General features: G+C 60.2%; 18 protein-coding genes and 4 tRNA genes. 2 read left to right on the forward strand and 20 right to left on the reverse strand.

The window, feature by feature from the left end:
* The 9 genes from BJI47_RS05345 to rplJ form a co-directional block, all read right to left on the reverse strand.
* The gene (locus BJI47_RS05345; protein WP_088942761.1) at nt 1-1,287 is read right to left on the reverse strand and encodes an MCE family protein; all 1,287 of its coding nucleotides are present in this window, start codon (nt 1,285-1,287) and stop codon (nt 1-3) included.
* The gene (locus BJI47_RS05350) at nt 1,287-2,279 is read right to left on the reverse strand and encodes an MCE family protein (RefSeq protein WP_088942762.1); all 993 of its coding nucleotides are present in this window, start codon (nt 2,277-2,279) and stop codon (nt 1,287-1,289) included. Before BJI47_RS05350 ends, BJI47_RS05345 begins: the two co-directional genes overlap by 1 nt.
* Nucleotides 2,276-3,343 (reverse strand): MCE family protein, encoded by a 1,068-nt coding sequence (locus BJI47_RS05355; protein WP_088942763.1) that lies wholly within the window; start codon nt 3,341-3,343, stop codon nt 2,276-2,278. Before BJI47_RS05355 ends, BJI47_RS05350 begins: the two co-directional genes overlap by 4 nt.
* Nucleotides 3,340-4,695, reverse strand: coding sequence for an MCE family protein (locus BJI47_RS05360; protein WP_088942764.1), 1,356 nt, complete (start codon nt 4,693-4,695; stop codon nt 3,340-3,342). Before BJI47_RS05360 ends, BJI47_RS05355 begins: the two co-directional genes overlap by 4 nt.
* Nucleotides 4,692-5,552: an ABC transporter permease gene (locus BJI47_RS05365; RefSeq protein ID WP_088942765.1), complete on the reverse strand. Its 861-nt coding sequence runs from the start codon at nt 5,550-5,552 to the stop codon at nt 4,692-4,694. Before BJI47_RS05365 ends, BJI47_RS05360 begins: the two co-directional genes overlap by 4 nt.
* Before the next feature lie 6 nt (nt 5,553-5,558).
* Nucleotides 5,559-6,353, reverse strand: a complete 795-nt coding sequence (locus tag BJI47_RS05370) for an ABC transporter permease (RefSeq protein ID WP_088942766.1) — start codon at nt 6,351-6,353, stop codon at nt 5,559-5,561.
* A gap of 5 nt (nt 6,354-6,358) precedes the next feature.
* Complete coding sequence (locus BJI47_RS05375) at nt 6,359-7,612, reverse strand: ABC transporter ATP-binding protein (RefSeq protein WP_176224683.1); 1,254 nt, start codon at nt 7,610-7,612, stop codon at nt 6,359-6,361.
* 397 nt (nt 7,613-8,009) lie between these two features.
* Nucleotides 8,010-8,396, reverse strand: coding sequence for a 50S ribosomal protein L7/L12 (gene rplL, locus BJI47_RS05380; protein WP_088942768.1), 387 nt, complete (start codon nt 8,394-8,396; stop codon nt 8,010-8,012).
* Between the two features lie 84 nt (nt 8,397-8,480).
* Nucleotides 8,481-9,062 (reverse strand): 50S ribosomal protein L10, encoded by a 582-nt coding sequence (gene rplJ / locus BJI47_RS05385; protein WP_088942769.1) that lies wholly within the window; start codon nt 9,060-9,062, stop codon nt 8,481-8,483.
* Between the two features lie 499 nt (nt 9,063-9,561).
* On the opposite strand from rplJ, the gene BJI47_RS05390 reads away from it, so the two are divergent.
* The gene (locus tag BJI47_RS05390; protein ID WP_088942770.1) at nt 9,562-11,532 is read left to right on the forward strand and encodes a CocE/NonD family hydrolase; all 1,971 of its coding nucleotides are present in this window, start codon (nt 9,562-9,564) and stop codon (nt 11,530-11,532) included.
* Between the two features lie 8 nt (nt 11,533-11,540).
* On the forward strand, nt 11,541-12,452 hold the full coding sequence (locus BJI47_RS05395) for an alpha/beta fold hydrolase (RefSeq protein WP_088942771.1): 912 nt from the start codon (nt 11,541-11,543) through the stop codon (nt 12,450-12,452).
* A gap of 57 nt (nt 12,453-12,509) precedes the next feature.
* Here the strand turns inward: BJI47_RS05395 and rplA are convergent, their stop codons facing one another.
* The 11 genes from rplA to BJI47_RS05450 form a co-directional block, all read right to left on the reverse strand.
* Nucleotides 12,510-13,229, reverse strand: coding sequence for a 50S ribosomal protein L1 (gene rplA, locus BJI47_RS05400; protein WP_088942772.1), 720 nt, complete (start codon nt 13,227-13,229; stop codon nt 12,510-12,512).
* A 98-nt stretch (nt 13,230-13,327) separates the two neighbouring features.
* On the reverse strand, nt 13,328-13,765 hold the full coding sequence (gene rplK / locus BJI47_RS05405; protein WP_084346142.1) for a 50S ribosomal protein L11: 438 nt from the start codon (nt 13,763-13,765) through the stop codon (nt 13,328-13,330).
* Between the two features lie 63 nt (nt 13,766-13,828).
* Nucleotides 13,829-14,671 (reverse strand): transcription termination/antitermination protein NusG, encoded by an 843-nt coding sequence (gene nusG / locus BJI47_RS05410; RefSeq protein ID WP_088942773.1) that lies wholly within the window; start codon nt 14,669-14,671, stop codon nt 13,829-13,831.
* A gap of 74 nt (nt 14,672-14,745) precedes the next feature.
* Entirely contained in the window at nt 14,746-15,207 is a 462-nt protein-coding gene (secE, locus tag BJI47_RS05415; protein WP_088942774.1) for a preprotein translocase subunit SecE, read from the reverse strand.
* 66 nt (nt 15,208-15,273) lie between these two features.
* Nucleotides 15,274-15,346: transfer RNA gene (locus tag BJI47_RS05420), tRNA-Trp, on the reverse strand.
* A 198-nt stretch (nt 15,347-15,544) separates the two neighbouring features.
* The gene (gene hadB / locus BJI47_RS05425; protein WP_217808508.1) at nt 15,545-15,970 is read right to left on the reverse strand and encodes a (3R)-hydroxyacyl-ACP dehydratase subunit HadB; all 426 of its coding nucleotides are present in this window, start codon (nt 15,968-15,970) and stop codon (nt 15,545-15,547) included.
* Nucleotides 15,957-16,442 (reverse strand): (3R)-hydroxyacyl-ACP dehydratase subunit HadA, encoded by a 486-nt coding sequence (gene hadA / locus BJI47_RS05430; protein WP_254900417.1) that lies wholly within the window; start codon nt 16,440-16,442, stop codon nt 15,957-15,959. The genes hadB and hadA overlap by 14 nt, the downstream gene beginning before the upstream one ends.
* A gap of 157 nt (nt 16,443-16,599) precedes the next feature.
* The gene (gene rpmG / locus BJI47_RS05435; RefSeq protein WP_084346147.1) at nt 16,600-16,767 is read right to left on the reverse strand and encodes a 50S ribosomal protein L33; all 168 of its coding nucleotides are present in this window, start codon (nt 16,765-16,767) and stop codon (nt 16,600-16,602) included.
* An 84-nt stretch (nt 16,768-16,851) separates the two neighbouring features.
* Nucleotides 16,852-16,924: transfer RNA gene (locus tag BJI47_RS05440), tRNA-Met, on the reverse strand.
* 82 nt (nt 16,925-17,006) lie between these two features.
* A tRNA-Thr gene (locus BJI47_RS05445) sits at nt 17,007-17,079 on the reverse strand.
* A 149-nt stretch (nt 17,080-17,228) separates the two neighbouring features.
* A tRNA-Tyr gene (locus BJI47_RS05450) sits at nt 17,229-17,311 on the reverse strand.
* Nucleotides 17,312-17,337: the final 26 nt, after the last annotated feature.

Below are 17,337 nucleotides of genomic sequence, written 5' to 3' on the forward strand. Positions count from 1 at the left end.
TCATTGTCCCCCTCCAAGCGACTGCTCGATCCCGGGTAATGGGGTGCCACTGCTGAACCGCGGTGAGACGGTCCCCGGCACGGTTCCCGGAACCGCATTTCTCTGTTCCTTTTCGCCGCTGAGCAATCCGAACGGCAGGATGAGATCCGGATTGTCGAGAACTGGTCCCTGGATCAGCTTGGTGAACTCACCACAACGGTCGATGATCGGCTGAATCTGGGCACCCAGTTGTTCGAATCGCGGGTCGCCCGGCACGAGCTTGCCGAGGTCGATCAGCTTGCACACTGTTCCCAGCGGATCTTGGGTCTCGCCCTGCAAGTTGGCACGGGATGCAAGAGTTCCGGACTCCGCGTCGTACGAGTTGACGAGATTGCTGATGGCCAGAGGCAGCAGGGTCAGCGTTTCGACCAGCGAATCCTTACGATCGGAGAGCGTCTGCGTCGGCTGCACCAAGCCGTTGGCTGCTGTGACGAGCTGTTCGCGGTTGTCTGCGACGAACACAGCCACGTCACCGAGCGAGATGGAAAGTTGATTCAACGCAGCGCCGAGGTCGTCGCGCTCTCCATTGAGAAAGCCCGTCAGATCTGCGAGCTGATTGTTGAACTCGCGAACCTGCTGATCGTTGGCAGCGAGCGCCGACACGAAGGTCTGCAGGTTCTTCACCGTGTCGAACAAGTCCCCTCGTGAGTCGCTGAGAGTTCGCGAAGCCTCTGACAGCTGAGTGATCGTGTCCCCCAATGCCTCTCCGTTGCCGTCGAGGTTGGCTGCGCCGGTGTTGACCAGATCGGTGAGGGCACCGTTCTTGTTCGCCCCGTCCGGCCCGAGGGCAGTGGAGAGTTCGTCGATGCTCGCGTAGAGCTGATCGACCTCGACCGGGGTCGCCGTGCGCTCACGCGGAATCACTGCGCCATCGGCCATCGTGTCGCCGCCGGTGTATGCGGGGGCAAGCTGAACGTATCGGTCGGACACCAACGACGGCGTGATCTGAGCGGCCTTGGCATCGGCGGGAATGTCGACACCGCGCTTGACGCGCATCTTCACCTCGACCTGGTCCCCCTGTGGCACCACGGAAGTCACTTGCCCTACCTCTACCCCCAGCACTCGCACATCGGAACCGGAGTAAATTCCGACCGACTTGTCGAAGTATGCGGTGATGTTCGTCGAACCGGCTCGGGTGAGCAGCCACCAGCCACCCCCGACTGCGACGACCAACGCAACGATGACGACGCCGATGATCACCACACGTCCTCCGCCGACCTTCTTCACGGAATCTCCGGTGTCACTCATCAGTTGCCCCCAAGGTCTTGCGCAGGCTGACGATAGCCAGGGATCAGCGGCAGGCCAGGAGGCGTGAGGTTGGCCAACGTGATGTCGAGCCAGCGTCCGTTACCGACAACGTTGGCATAGAGCCGCACGAAGGGTGCGTAGAGCTCCAGTCCGCGGGAGAGGGCGTCGTTGTTCTCGTTGAGAATGTCGATGACTCCGTTCAACTGCTGGAGCATCGGGTTGATCTGCTCTTCGTTGTCACGAACCAGTCCTGTGAGCTGCGCCGAAAGGCGTTGGACGCCAGTCAGAAGCTGCGAGATCGACTGCTGCCGATTGTTGAGTTCGGCCAGTAATGGACCGGCATCGGTGATGAGGCGGTTGAACTCTTCGTTTCGGTCTGCGAGAACCTTCGACGTCTTGCCCGTCGCTTCGAAAAGCTTTTTCAGCTCCGTATCACGGCTGGCGATCGTCTCCGACAGCCGACTCACCCCGTCCAGCGACGCCCGAACATCGGCCGGAGTTTCGGAGAACGCTTGCGAGAGCGCCTCGAAGCTCGATGCCAACTGTGGGGTGTCGATGTCGGTGATGGTGGAGGCCGCGTCGGAGAACGCGTCGATGACGTCGTACGGGGACGTGGTGCGCTCCAACGGGATCGGATCCTTGGGTTTGAGCACCGCGTCGCCGCGGGGATCGATGGCAAGGTACTTCTGACCCAGCACGGTCTTGATCTGGATGGATGCGGACGAGTTGTTGCCGACCCATGCATCCTGGACTCGGAAGTCCACGACCACGCGGTCACCCGCGAGTTCCACGGAGTCGACCTTGCCGACTTTGACCCCGGCGATGCGAACTTCGTTGCCGGGCTTCAGACCTGCAGCTTCCGAGAACTCGGCGCTGAATGTCGAGCCGGCTCCGAGAATGGGAAGCTTGTCGAGAAAGAAGACCGAAATTGTCGCAAGCAGCACGATCGAAATGCCGAGCGCGCCTAGTACCAGCGGGCTGCGCTTTGTCATCCTTGGATCCCCCCAGCTTTGCAACGCGAAGCCGAGTTCGTGTACAGCGGCTGATTCACAGTCGGAAGTCCTGTCGGCAAATTCAGATTGGGTGACGAACCCGGCCCGGCCTTGATGTCGAGACCGCACAGATAGAAGGTGAACCACGATCCCTGCTGTGCGGTACGAACCAATTTGTCGAGCTTCTTCGGCAACGTCTGGATTACCTTCGTCAGGTCACCTTCTCGGTTGTTCAAAGTCGTTGCCAACGTGTTCAGTGCAGCGATCGAGCCCTGAATCGCCGGACGTGTCGGTTCGAGCAAACCAGCCGTCGCATCGGTCAGGCCTGCAAGCGAGGTAACGGCCGAACCGACAACCTCACGGTCGGCGGAAAGCCCCGACACCAGCTGCTGGGTATTGACGATCAACGAATCGAGTTCCTTGTCATGCTGATTGACAGTTTGCAGCACCGTATTGAGATTGGTGATCACGGCGCCGATCACCCGGTCCTTGTCTGCGACGGTGTTCGTGAGGCTCGCGGTGCTGCGTACCAACTCCGAGATCGTTCCCGACTCACCCTGGAACACCTGGATGATCTGGTACGACAGCTTGTTCACGTCGTCGGCGTTGAGTGTGGTGAACAACGGACGGAAGCCGTCGAACAGCGTCGTCAGATTCACCGCGGGTTTCGTCTGCGTCAGCGGAATCGTCTCGCCCGGGTTGATTTTGCGGCCTTGCTCACCGGCACCCTGCTCGAGCGCGATGTAGCGCTGGCCTACCAGGTTCCGGTACCGCAGATTCGCAGTTACGGTCGCCGGCAGCCAGTCTCGACCCGACACCGAGAACTCGACTTCGGCCTCGCGCTCGTTGACGATCTTGATGTCTTTGACATCACCGACCCGGACGCCCGCGATGCGGACCTCGTCGCCCTTGTTCAGCGACGCCACATCGCTGAAAACAGCACTGTAGGTCTCACCACCGCCACCACTGATGTTGGCGATCGAGAATGCAAGCGTCGCGGTGGCCAAGATCGTTACCACTGCGAACACGATCAACTTGACGAGTGGAGCAAGAAGTCCCCTCATTTGATGGTCACCTCCGCTCCTCTCAGTGCAGGCGCTCCCAAAGACGTCGTCCACGAGGGAATCTCGCCTGGGGCCACTCCCCCTGCCTGGCCGTAGATCACTGCCAGGGTGTCGCGCTCGAAATCGGAACCCTCGTAGCTTGCCGGTGCGGCATCACCGGTCGTCGCCCTGGGCACTGCCGAATACTGCGGGGACGGTAGCTCCGGAATATCCTGCACGCCTGGGTTTCTCGACGGAACTTGGTAGGAGCCGTCGTTCGCCGAACCGCCCGGGTACTGGGGAAAAAACTCTCCCGCAGCAGTATCGGCGGGGGTGTAGCAGCGCGGGCCGCGATCGTCGAACAGGCGCGGCTCATCCTGATTTGGCAGATAACGCCCCTTGGGATTGACGAAGGAGGCCGAGACGTTGATACCCCGATACTCGTCACCGACGCCGATCACCTCCTGAGCACGCGCCACGATGGGGGCGAACTGAGCGAATGTGCATCCGAACGACGGCGAATACTCCGCCAGCAATCCCAAAGCCTCTCGCGAATCGGCGGCGATTGCGATCAAATTCGACGAGTTGGCCTGTAAGAAATCGGCCGTACTCGAACTGGTCGAGGTCAAGGAGGAAATCAACGTGTCCACCGCAGGACGCTGTTCTACCAACGTATTTCCGGTGACGCTGAGATTGTCGAGAGCATCGATCAGCTGCGGAGCTGCATCGGAATAGGTCTCGGAAAAGTCGGCGAGACCACGCAGACCCTGCTGAATGTTCGGGAGTTCGGTGTTCAAGCCCTTGAAGATATTTTCCAACCGGTCGATCGTGAAGCCGAGCTGTTCTCCGCGCCCGCTGAGCCCCTGCGCGAGTGCACCGAGCGTACTCGCCAGGTCCTGCGGCGGAATCGCTTCGAGCAACGGCAGCAGATTGTCGAGCAATTGCCCGACCTCGATCGCATTGCCGCTGGTGTCCTGCTTCAACACAGTGCCGTTGGTAATCGGCGACGCCGTATCACCTGGCGGGACTATCAGCGATACGTACCGCTCACCGAACAACGTCTTCGGAAGCAGCCGTGCCGTGGTGTTCGACGGGATCAGCTCCGCCTTGTCCGGATCGATTGCCAGATGTGCGGTGACGACTCCGTCTTGGGTAGACGCCGAGCGCACCTCACCGACGATGAGGCCACGGACCTTGACGTCTGCGTTGGACGGCAAGGCGTTGCCGACCGAATCGGTCACGAGATCGATGCTCACGACCTTCTTGAAGGTCTTGTTGTACGAGGTGATCGACCACCCGACGAACAGGATGAGGATCAAGAAAAATGCAAGACCGAGCAGAAGTCGCCTCAATCGCGATGGCGAGTCGATCATCCGGCAACCCTCACTGTGGTGGTGGTACCCCAGATAGCGAGACTGAGGAAGAAGTCCAGAACAGCAATCGTCACGATGGCAGTTCGAACGGCGCGTCCCACGGCGACACCCACGCCCGCCGGGCCGCCCGAAGCATGAAATCCGTAGTAGCAATGGATCATGATCAACACGAAGGCGAAGATCAATACCTTCAGGAACGAATACAGAACGTCTTCCGGCGGCAGGAAGAGGTTGAAGTAGTGGTCGTACGATCCGCGGGACTGACCGTTGAAGATCGTGCTGATCCCCCGTGAAGCGATATACGACGCGAGCAGACCCACGATGTACAAGGGAATGACGGCGACGAAACCTGCAATCATGCGGGTTGTGACCAAGAACGGAACGCTGGGGACTGCCATGACCTCCAGCGCGTCGATCTCCTCCGAGATGCGCATCGCCCCGAGTTGCGCAGTGAAGCCGGCTCCGACCGTCGCGGACAGAGCGAGACCGGCGACGATAGGAGCGATTTCACGGGTATTGACGTATGCGGACAAGAACCCGGTGAGGACGGAACTGCCGAGCTGCTCCAGTGCGGCATAACCCTGTAGTCCGACTACGACGCCTGTTGCGCCGGACAGCATCACGATGACACCGATGGTGCCGCCGATGACGGCGAGCGCACCGCTACCGAAGGTGACCTCTGCAAGAAGACGCAGAACTTCCTTCTTGTAATGAATCAGAGTCCGAGGCACCCAGCCGATGGCACGGACGTAGAACGACATTTGCTCGCCGGCTTTGTCGAGCACGTTCAGCGGTGCACTCGCAACGCGTTTCACGCGCATGAGGGTACGGTCGCCCCGACCTTTCGAGATGGTCATTGCGGGTCAGCTTCCCTTCGCCGGAACAACCTGGAGGTAAACCAGGGTGAGAATGAGGTTGGCGAAGAACAACAACAGGAAGGTGATGACCACCGTCTGATTCACTGCTTCACCCACGCCCTTCGGACCCGGATTCGGGTTGAGGCCCTTGTAGGACGCGATGATTCCGGCGATGAGGCCGAAGATGGCCGCCTTCAATTCGGCAACGTAGAGATCCGGAAGCTGGGCGAGCGCGGAGAACGACGAGAGATAGGCACCCGGAGTGCCACCTTGGAGAACGACATTGAAGAAGTAACCACCGGTGATGCCGACGACCGATACGAGGCCGTTGAGCAGCAACGCGATGAGGATCATCGCGAGGACTCGTGGGACCACCAGTCGGTGCACCGGATCGATCCCCAACACGCGCATTGCGTCGATCTCTTCGCGGATTGTCCGCGAACCGAGGTCAGCGGTCACTGCAGAACCGGCAGCGCCGGCAATGAGCAGCGCCGTGACGATCGGACTTCCCTGCTGAATGACGGCGAGAACACTCGCGGCGCCGGTGAAGGACTCTGCACCGAGCTGCTTGATCAACGAACCGGTCTGAAGTGAGACGACAGCGCCGAAGGGAATAGCAACCAGAGCCGTCGGCAAAATCGTGACGCTGGCGATGAACCAGGCCTGCTCGATGAACTCGCGGAATTGAAAAGGCCTTCTGAACGTGTTCCGTGCGACATCTACGAGCAGTTCGACAATGTTTCCGGCTTGCGCAATTGCGGCTTCCGCGGGAGCGAAAACGGATTTCTTGGCACTGCCCATAACCCTTACTGTCCCCGCCCCTGCGATGGGCTGTGACCCGGATCGCTGTGACCGGCCTCGTGACCTGCGTTGTCGTATCCGGCAGTGTCCTGACCCGGGTTGGCGTAACCGGAGTTGTCATAGGCAGCGTTGTCATAGGCAGCGTTGTCGTAAGCCTGGTTGTCGTAAGCCTGGTTGCCGTAAGCCTGGTTGTCGTTGGCCTGGCCCTGACCTGCTTCGGCGTAAGTGCCATCTTCGTACGAGCCCGCGCCACTGTATGCCGGAATGTGGTCACCCGGGTCGGTGGTGTCGAGGCTTTCCTGAATGGCAACCTGCGCACTGTGCGGGAGCGTATGCATGATCTGGCGTACTCGTTCCTGACGACGCCCCACTGCCTTGCGCACCGGTGTGCCTGGGGTTGCCTTCATCTGCGGAACGATGCCTTCGACGTCTTCGACGCCACCAGCATGGTGGCCGGCGTCGACCATCGCCTGCTCCTGCGCCATCTGCGCTTCGTCCTTCTCCTCCGACATTCCGATCGGTCCGATCATCGTGCCGTTCAAGAACTGCTTCACCACTGGCTCGTCGGAGGTCAAGAGCACCTCGCGGGGACCGAACATCACCAGCTGACGACGGAATAGCATTCCAATGTTGTCCGGGACCGTCCGCGCCAGGTTGATGTTGTGCGAGACAATCAGAATGGTCGCATCGATCTCGGCATTGATATCGATCAAGGTCTGCGAGATGTAGGTCGTACGCACTGGGTCCAAACCGGAGTCCGGCTCGTCGACAAGGATGATCTCCGGGTCGAGTACCAGGGCACGAGCCAAGCCGGCGCGCTTGCGCATACCGCCGGAAATCTCACCGGGAAGCTTGTCCTCCGCGCCGATCAGACCCGTCAGCTCCAGCTTCTCCATCACGATCTTGCGGACGTCCGACTCGGACTTCTTCGTGTGCTCGCGAAGCGGGAACGCGACATTGTCGTAAAGATTCATCGAGCCGAACAGCGCGCCGTCCTGAAACAACACCCCGAACAATTTGCGGATCTCGTAGAGCTCCCGTGAGGAGCACTGCAAAATATCTGTGCCGTCGATGAAGATCTTGCCGTGCTCAGGACGGAGCAAACCGATCAACGACTTCAGGAACACCGACTTACCCGTGCCCGACGGCCCCAGCAGCGCACTGACTTCGCCCGACGGTAACGTCAAAGAGACGTCCTGCCAAATCTTCTGTACACCGAAAGACTTGGTCAATCCCTCGACCGAAACCTCGACTCCCACGCTGACCTCCACCACTCGTTGATATCGACCCGTATGTGGGTTGCGTCACTCTATCGCATGTAAGTGTCCGCACCGACAATGGAGCCTACTGCCGAGTAACAACATCCTCGAACCCGGACCTGAATTCTGTAGTCAGTGTGACCCATCACAAGTCGGCATGCGGGCAACTCGCCGAATTTTCGCTCAGCTCCGAGTGACCGCGCTGCGATCGAGTGTCGATTTGTCGTCGAACACTTTTTTCGACGTGTCCATCGACCATCCGGTCACCATTCGGCGTGTAAAGCAGAAGGTACGTTCCGAAGGAATTCACTTCAGAGAACACAAAAAGGGCCATTCCCTAACGGGAATGACCCTTTCGTGTGTAACAGAACAGACCGTGAAGACGGCCCATCAAGAATTACTTGATGGAGATCTTCGCGCCTGCTGCTTCGAGCTTCTCCTTGGCTGCCTCGGCAGCATCCTTGGCGACCTTCTCCAGGATGGCCTTCGGAGCGCTCTCGACGAGATCCTTGGCTTCCTTCAGACCCAGGCCGGAAACGACCTCACGGACGACCTTGATGACCTGGATCTTCTTGTCGCCAGCAGACTCGAGCACGACGTCGAACTCGTCCTGCTCTTCTGCAGCCTCGGCCGGAGCGCCTGCTCCGCCTGCAGCGGCGACTGCGACGGGAGCGGCTGCGGTGACCTCGAAGGTCTCCTCGAATGCCTTTACGAACTCACTGAGCTCGAGGAGGGTGAGCTCCTTGAACTGGCCGAGCAATTCTTCGGTGCTGAGCTTCGCCATGGTGGCGGGTCCTTCCTGATAAGTACTCCAGTCGCTGATCCGCGACGAAAGTGTTTCGGGTTGAGCTGTTCGCTGGTGCGCGGATCAGCTTTCGGCGGGAGCTTCCGCCGGGGCTTCTGCTTCTGCAGGAGCCTCGGCAGCTGCGGGTTCTCCTGCTGCCTTCTTCTCCTGCAATGCGAACGCCAAGCGGGCGAACTGCGATGCGGGAGCGTTGAACAGGCCTGCAGCCTTCGACAAGTTGCCCTTCATGGCACCTGCGAGCTTTGCCAACAGGATCTCGCGCGACTCGAGGTCGGCGATCTTGTTGATCTCGTCCACGGACAGCGTTGCGCCGTCCATGTAGCCGCCCTTGACAACCAAGGCCTTGTTGTCCTTAGCGAAAGCCTTGATGGCCTTCGCAGCGTCGACCGGCTCGCCCTTGATGAATGCAATGGCGGTCGGTCCGACGAACAATTGGTCGAGCCCGGTGATACCGGCCTCGGCAGCTGCACGCTTGACCAGGGTGTTCTTGGCGACGGAGTACGTGGCACCATCGCCAAGTGCACGTCGGAGCTGCGTCAGACCGGAAACCGACAATCCGCGGTATTCCGTGACGACAGCAGCCGTCGATCCCTTGAACTGTTCGGTGATCTCCGATACTGCTGAGATCTTTTCGGGCTTTGCCATACTTCGCCTCCTCTCGTTGAGGTTTTGTCGATCGCGAGAGGGCCGGAAAACGACGAACGCCCCGGCGCAAGAAGCACACGGGGCGTAGACATACACACGGCTCGAAGGCCGTGCAGCAGGTCCCTGACCTCGTTCTCCTGCGTGGGTCGTCCGAACATGCTCGGACCTTCAACCGCATACCTCTCAGGACGTTCTGAAATCAGAACAAGCCCTCGAGAAAGGCGGTGACCAACGGTCTTGGGTAGAACTTGATTTGGGCGGATCATCTCGCGGTCACTCGAAAGTCACCGTGATCAGAACCGTCGACCAGGCTACCTCAGCCAGGGCCGCAACTCCAAAACGACCGGGGAACGGCCTGCCTGGTTTTCCCAAGAGATGCGCCCAAAGCATGGTCGACACCCTGCGATTGCGCACCAACTACCGGCCGAACACACGGTCAGTTGGGACAATATTGCCCTGTTGTAAGACAAACGGCGTCGATGACTGTTCAATCGGATACATGACGGCAGCACAACTACGTCCACTGCTTCGCCCCGGTCGCGCTCCCGGATCGGGAAGCGAGCGCGACCCCAGCGGGGGTACCGCAGCCCAGCGGTGGCGTGCACTGATCGACGATCACCCTCTGCACCCCAAGATCGCCATCTCGAAGAACGTCCGAATCCCGATGAGCGACGGCGCTGTGCTGCGTGCCTACGTCTTTCGCCCTGCCGATGCATCGGGACGTGCCGTGCAAGCCGAGTTTCCTACCGTCCTCAACATCACTCCCTACAACAAACTGCTCGTCAAGGGGATCGACTCGGTCCTCGACACTCCGGTGCTCGGCCCCCTGATCAGACGATTCTCTGCATCATTCGATCTCGGGGGCACCCCGTTCGAAGGCATCACCGAGATGACCAGGGTCGTTGCGGGTGGAGTCGCCGACCTGATGTCCGTCAATCGCCATCTGGTGCGCAGTGGATACGTGCAGATCATCGTCGACGTTCGCGGAACCGGGTCGTCGACGGGAACATGGGATGTTCTCGGCACCCGCGAGCAACTCGATTCGCTCGAGATCATCGAATGGGCCCGGGCCCAGGGATGGTGCAACGGTCGAATTGGAATGGCAGGAATTTCGTATTCTGCGATCAATGCGCTCCAGACCGCCTCGAACCGCCCTGCCGGACTCGAGGCAGTTTTCGCCGTGGAAGGGTCGGTGGATATAGTTCGGGAAATCTTCGCGACCGGTGGTGCGCCTTCGCTGTTCATTCCGTTGTGGCTCACCGCAGTCAATGCCCTCAAGTGGGCACCGTCCCTCGGCGATCTCGAATTCTCGGAATGGCTACGAGACCGACTGCGTTCGCCCGCAACCGATCTCCTGGACCTGGCCCGAGGCTTCGTCACAGGCGGCGACCCGCGAATCTACGACGTCGACTATTACGACACGATCAACGCGACGATCGAGGACATCACTGCCCCGACATTCCTTTACGGCTGCTGGCACGACATTTTCGGAGGATCGGCACCCGATATCTACAACCGGCTCTCACTACCGCGCGGAGACAAGCAACTTCTCGTCGGCGACGGGTATCACGGGAACCCGGGTATCGGATTCGGCGAACCCGGGTTTCCACCACGACTCGATGTGCTCGAGCGCGCCTGGTTCGACAAGTGGCTTCGCGACGAGGACAACGGAATCGAAAACTACGGGCCCGTCACCCTTCGCCAGCAAGGCGGGCAGTGGACCGCGCACGGCAGGTTCCCCGCACCGCAGGCGCAACCCACTCGGTTGTATCTCTCGGCTGCGACGTCGGGGACGGCGCCACATGCGGTGGACGACGGAAGCCTCGGGAGTTCACCCGACGGGACGTGCGGTGAATTCACAGTGCGGCCGTCGTTGTGGTCGGTCATCTCGCGCGACACCACTCAGGTCCTCGCCGGCATCCCCGCGGTTCTCGGTGGTGGTTTCACCTATGACAACAGAACCGCCGAGCGCGGGGCACTGACCTTCACCACTCCCATCGCCCACTCCGACACGGTTCTTTCGGGGCCGATGAATCTGCACCTCCGAGTGGTGTGTCATGCCCCGGAAGCACTGTGGGCGATCATGCTGTGCGATGTCGATCCGCACGGGCGATCCACCGTCCTGACCAACGGTGCGCTCTTGACTACCCGTCGCGCGGTGGACGACGAGTTGTCCCTCTACGCACCCAACGGTGACTACACCCGCCCGCACCACCCGCTCACGGCAGCCACGCTCCTGCCTGTTCCCATCGGTCGGCCGTTGACTCTCGATATCGATCTGCTGACGACCGAAGCGGTGATCGCAACGGGCCATCGTCTCCGAGTCGACGTCTTCCCCACCGACGCACCACGATTCATGCCGATACTCCCGGATCTGCTGCGCACGCGGGGACGAAGACAAGATCTGATCCTCGACCCCGAGCACCCGAGCTTTCTGGTGGTTCCGCTACTCGGCGAGCCTGGCTGGTAAGGAGAACCATGCACTCCACAACGGGTTTCGCGCCTTCGAATTCGATCGAGATCGCCTACGAGGACATGGGCAATCCGAACGACCCTGTGGTGCTTATGATCATGGGCCTGAGCGCTCAGATGACGTTGTGGCCGCGTGAGTTCTGCGAACGTATCGTCCAGCAGGGCTTTCGGGTCATCCGATTCGACAACCGCGACATCGGCTTGTCCACCAAGATGGACGGCCACCGTATCGAAGGTTCGACGCTCCTGCGGTTGTTGCGTACCGAACTCGGTGCATCCAGCAAAGTTCCATACACGTTGAGGGACATGGCACTCGATGCGCTCGGACTGCTCGACTACCTCGAGATCCCGCGGGTGCACGTCGTCGGCGCATCGATGGGTGGAATGATCGCGCAAGTATTCTCCGGCCTGTATCCGGAGCGAGTATCGAGCACTGCAATCATCTTCTCCAGCACGAACGAGGCCTTCCTTCCGCCACCTGATCCACGAGCGTTGCTCCCACTCATGAAAGGCCCAGGACCTGATGCAACGCGCGAGGAGATCATCGCGCACTCGGCCAGTACCCGTCGGATCATCGGCAGCCCCGCCTACCCGACACCGCTAACCGAACTACTCGCCACAGCCGGTGAGATGTACGACCGCAACTACTACCCCGCGGGTGCACTCCGCCACATGGCTGCAGTTACCGGGACTGGCAGTCTACGGCGCATTGCCGCGTCGATCACCGCACCTTCCGTCGTGATCCACGGATGCGCTGACCGGCTGATGCGGCCGGCAGGCGGAAAGGCAGTCGCGCGTGCGATCGAGGGATCGAAACTGCATCTGATCGAGGGTATGGGGCACGACCTCCCAAAACCACTGTGGAACGAAATACTCGGCGAGTTGTCCAGCAACTTCGCCAAGGCTGCCACTAGCTGACACAAAAAAGACCGGCCCCATCGAGGGGGCCGGCCTTTTCTTGTCGTTGCGGTGTGACTACGCGGTCACATCGGTCTCGAGAAGGTTGCGCGTGCGGGTCGGGTCGACCTGAATACCCGGGCCCGTCGTGGTCGATACGGTGATCTTCTTGACGTAGCGGCCCTTGGCAGACGACGGCTTTGCACGCAGGATCTCGTCCAGCGCAGCGCCGTAGTTCTCCACCAGCTTGGTCTGATCGAACGACGCCTTGCCGATGACGAAGTGCAGGTTGGCCTGCTTGTCGACGCGGAAGTTGATCTTGCCGCCCTTGATGTCGTTGACAGCCTTGGTCACATCGTTGGTGACTGTGCCCGTCTTCGGGTTCGGCATCAGGCCACGCGGTCCGAGGACACGAGCGATGCGGCCGACCTTGGCCATCTGGTCAGGGGTAGCGATCGCTGCGTCGAAGTCCAAAAATCCGCCCTGAATGCGCTCGATCAGATCCTCGGCACCGACAACGTCGGCGCCTGCTGCCTGCGCCTCGACAGCCTTCTCGCCAGCGGCAAAAACAATAACCCGAGCGGTCTTGCCGGTGCCGTGGGGAAGGTTGACGGTGCCGCGCACCATCTGATCGGCCTTGCGGGGGTCGACACCGAGACGAACAGCAACCTCGACGGTCGGATCGAACTTGCTCGACGCCGTGTCCTTGGCCAACTGTGCTGCTTCGAGCGGCGAGTACAGGTTGTCAGCGTCGATCTTCGCTGCCTGCTCGAGGTACGCCTTACTTCGCTTTGCCATGTTTACTGTCCAATCGTTGGTTCAGAAGTGGTTGACGGGCCTGGCCGGCCCTACCACGTCGTACGGTTGTCAGCTTCTGGTAGAAGCTGACGAGGAGGTCATCCCTCTACTGTGATACCCATCGAGCGAGCAGTGCCTGCGATGATCTTCGCGGCCTGATCGATGTCGTTGGCATTCAAGTCTTCCGCCTTGGTCTTGGCGATCTCGCGCACCTGATCCATGGTCACCTTGGCGACCTTGGTCTTGTGCGGCTCGCCCGAACCCTTGGCTACGCCTGCTGCTTTGAGGAGCAGTTTGGCTGCCGGCGGAGTCTTGAGCTTGAAGTCGAACGTGCGGTCCTCGTAGACCGAGATCTCGACCGGCACGACGTTTCCGCGCTGCGATTCCGTCGCTGCGTTGTACGCCTTGCAGAACTCCATGATGTTGACGCCGTGCTGACCCAGCGCGGGACCGACAGGAGGGGCCGGGTTGGCCATTCCTGCCTGGATCTGGAGCTTGATAATCCCGGCTAGCTTCTTCTTCTTCTTCGGGGGCATTTCTTTTTCCTTGTATTCGCTCGGGTTTCTTGCGGTTGCTACTGCAAGTTGTGAGGAGGCCGGCTAGATCTTGGCGACCTGGGTGAAGCCGAGTTCGACCGGAGTCTCTCGACCGAAGATCGACACCAGAACCTTGAGCTTCTGCTGCTCGGCATTGACCTCGCTGATGCTGGCCGGAAGGGTCGCGAACGGGCCGTCCATGACGGTGACCGACTCGCCGACCTCGAAGTCGACCTCGATGGTCGGCTTCGAAGAGGACTCGCCCTGATCGCCGGACGTCTTCGAGTCCTTGGCGTCCTTCTTCGAGCCTTCCTGCGGCATCAGGAACTTGACGACCTCGTTGATGGTCAACGGGGAAGGGCGCGAGGTAGCGCCGACGAACCCGGTCACACCAGGGGTGTTGCGCACCGCGCCCCAGGACTCGTCGTTCAGTTCCATGCGGACCAAGATGTACCCCGGCAGAACCTTGCGGTTGACCTGCTTACGCTGGCCGTTCTTGATCTCGGTGACCTCTTCGATCGGAACCTCGACCTGGAAGATGTAGTCGCCGACGTCGAGGTTCTGAACTCGGGTTTCGAGGTTGGCCTTGACCTTGTTCTCGTAGCCTGCGTACGAGTGGATGACGTACCAGTCGCCGGGGGCGCGCCGCAGCGCAGCCTTCATCTCCGCAACTGGATCCTCGGGTTCGGCAGAGATATCGGCATCGACGCCTGCATCGACATCGTCACCTTCGGTTGGGACCTCTTCTGAGACCTGTTCACCGGCGGCTGCCGCGACGTCGGCCTTGATGGCTTCGTCGGTCTCGCGGTCCTGAGCGGCCTGCTCCGCTTCGAGGCCCTGCTTGGTCGCCTCGACATCGGCGTCGAATGCGGCCACTTCGGTGGCGTCGTTATGCGGCGTGCTCACAGCAGCACCCTTTCTTTCGTTTCGTGCGTGTCGGCGGTCGTCGACCTGGTCGTCGCAGTATTGGTCGTGAGGTTTCAGCCGAACAGCCAGCCGATACCTTTGATGAACGCCAGATCCGAGCCGCTGATGAACGCAACCATGAACACCACGAACGCGAGAACCACCGAGGTGTAGGTGACCATCTGCTTGCGGTTCGGCCAAATGACCTTACGCAGCTCGGCAATGACCTCACGGAGAAACTTACGCAAGCGCTTGAAGATATTCATGCGCTTCGGCTGACGAGTTCTGTCAGCACGAGTCGAGATCTTGGCTGTCGACGACTTGGTGACGGAGACCTTGCCGGACGATGCTCCATCGGGAGACTCTGTGTCCGACGCAGTGCGCGCCCGACGAGTTGTTCGCTTACCGGTCGGCCGAACCGCTGCTGTCGAATCGGCTGCACCCTCGGTGGCAGCTCGGTCGGCGGTGCGGGCGGCGTCGTCGGGCGTCGACGAGTCCTCGGACTGGTCGTCGCGCTTTCCGCGCTCCTCGCTCACCGTCGTTCCTCTCAGTAGCTGACACCGTTGCAGCCCCCGCCAATGGCGGGAGACGAGCAACATGGGCAGGGGCGACAGGACTTGAACCTGCAACCTACGGTTTTGGAGACCGTTGCTCTACCAATTGAGCTACGCCCCTTCGGTACTACCCGCATGCGGGTGGAACCGTCCTGGAATTACACAACACTGCGTCACACAACATACGCGCCGGCCCTGGACTTTCGAAAATTGATAGCCATGGCAGCGCGCAGCGCTGAGTAACCCCAGAAATCTCAGTGTACTGCACGGCGTGTAAACCCTGAAATCCCTGCGCGGGACCAGTGGATCTACAGGCCGGTTACGCCAGACGAACGGTCGCAGTCGCCCGTCCGAAGATCTTCTTGCCCTCGAACTTCGCGGTGATCGCGATGACTGCGGACTTGGACTCCGCATCGATTGATTTGACCTTGCCGGTGTATTCCACGGACGCGGCCGAATCTGCCGGAACGTACACCGAACTGGTGAAACGAACGTTGTACTCGGTGACCGCACCTGGATCGCCGAGCCATGCTGTCAGAAAGCCCGCCCCGAGACCCATCGTCAACATGCCGTGTGCAATAACGTTGTCCAACCCGGCAAGCTTGACGACCTCGTCGCTCCAGTGAATCGGGTTCGGATCTCCGGACACTCCGGCATAGTTGACCAGGTCACCACGGGTGAGTTTGACGATCCGATCGGGAAGTTCGTCACCGACCGTCACATCGGCAAAACTACGAAGCGCCATGCATGATCACGTCCTTCACTGCGTGGGCGATGTTCTCGTCGACTTCGCCTCCCGTACGGGCCACCAGGGTCGTCCAGGTGGTTTGCACGAGTTCGCCGTGTTGGTCTGTGACGATGTTCTTCGTGGTGATGATGTCGCTACCACTCATCTGACGGAAAGATTCGAGGTGTACATCGCACGTGAGTTCGTCGCCGACCTGGATCGCCTTGTGAAACTGCAGACGCTGATCGGTCTGAAGAATTTGGCTCGGGTCGTAACCGGTGATGATCTCTCTGAACATCTTCGACTGCGCGATGATGCCGACGAGCGAAATGAAGGTCAGCGGCGCCAGCAGGCCGTCGTAGCCGAGTGCCTTGGCGGTGTCCTCATCATGATGCGCCGGATGCAGATCCTGCACGGCGCGAGCGTACTCCCGCACCTTCTCGCGACCGACTTCGTACGGGTGGTCCACCGTGTAGTGGTGGCCTACCATACTGGCGGCATGCGCAGCGGGATCTTGCACTGACTCAGTCACGCGGTATACGAACCTTTTCTACCCAGGACGCCACAGACGTTAGGGTTCGAGGAGTAAGCCCAACGCGTGGCATCGCCTCCGAACGAAAAAGAGCGGCCGGCGAACCGGCCGCTTCCTAACGAGATTCGCGGTGTGAGCGGTGCGTGCCGCAGTTCGGGCAGAATTTCTTCAGCTCGAGGCGATCGGGATCGTTACGACGGTTCTTCTTCGTGATGTAGTTGCGGTGCTTGCAAACCTCGCAGGCCAAGGTGACCTTGGGCCGCACATCGGTGGAGGAGGCCACTGGACGCCTACTTTCGGGTAAATCTGATCCGGTTAATCAGGACTGTGCTTACTTCTGGTGCTGCGTGTATCTGGTCTTCTTGTGTAGCGGTGACCGGACTTGAACCGGCGACGCAACGATTATGAGTCGTTTGCTCTACCAACTGAGCTACACCGCCTCAGGTGCTCACCCCTACACCTTCTCACTTTCAAGTACGTCCTCGAAAGTGAGGGTGCCGACGCGAACCATCCAACCCAGCGAGCCCCCTAACGGAATCGAACCGTTGACCTTTTCCTTACCATGGAAACGCTCTACCGACTGAGCTAAGGGGGCGATGCGACAAGCACGGCAAGCCGTGCACTGAAGCCTTCAAGAGGTTACACATTCCTAGCGTCGAGTACCAAATTGCATGCTCAGCACCGGTGAAACGTAACTCTTCAAGTAGAAACCCCAGCGAGTCGAAACTCGCTGGGGCTCCTGGGTGGCAGATGTAGGATTCGAACCTACGTAGGCATAAGCCGACGGATTTACAGTCCGCTCCCATTGGCCGCTCGGGCAATCTGCCGTGCTTGCACCGAAGACATTCGCTCT

It is taken from the genome of Rhodococcus sp. 1168 (assembly GCF_002091955.1).
GTDB lineage: Bacteria > Actinomycetota > Actinomycetes > Mycobacteriales > Mycobacteriaceae > Rhodococcoides.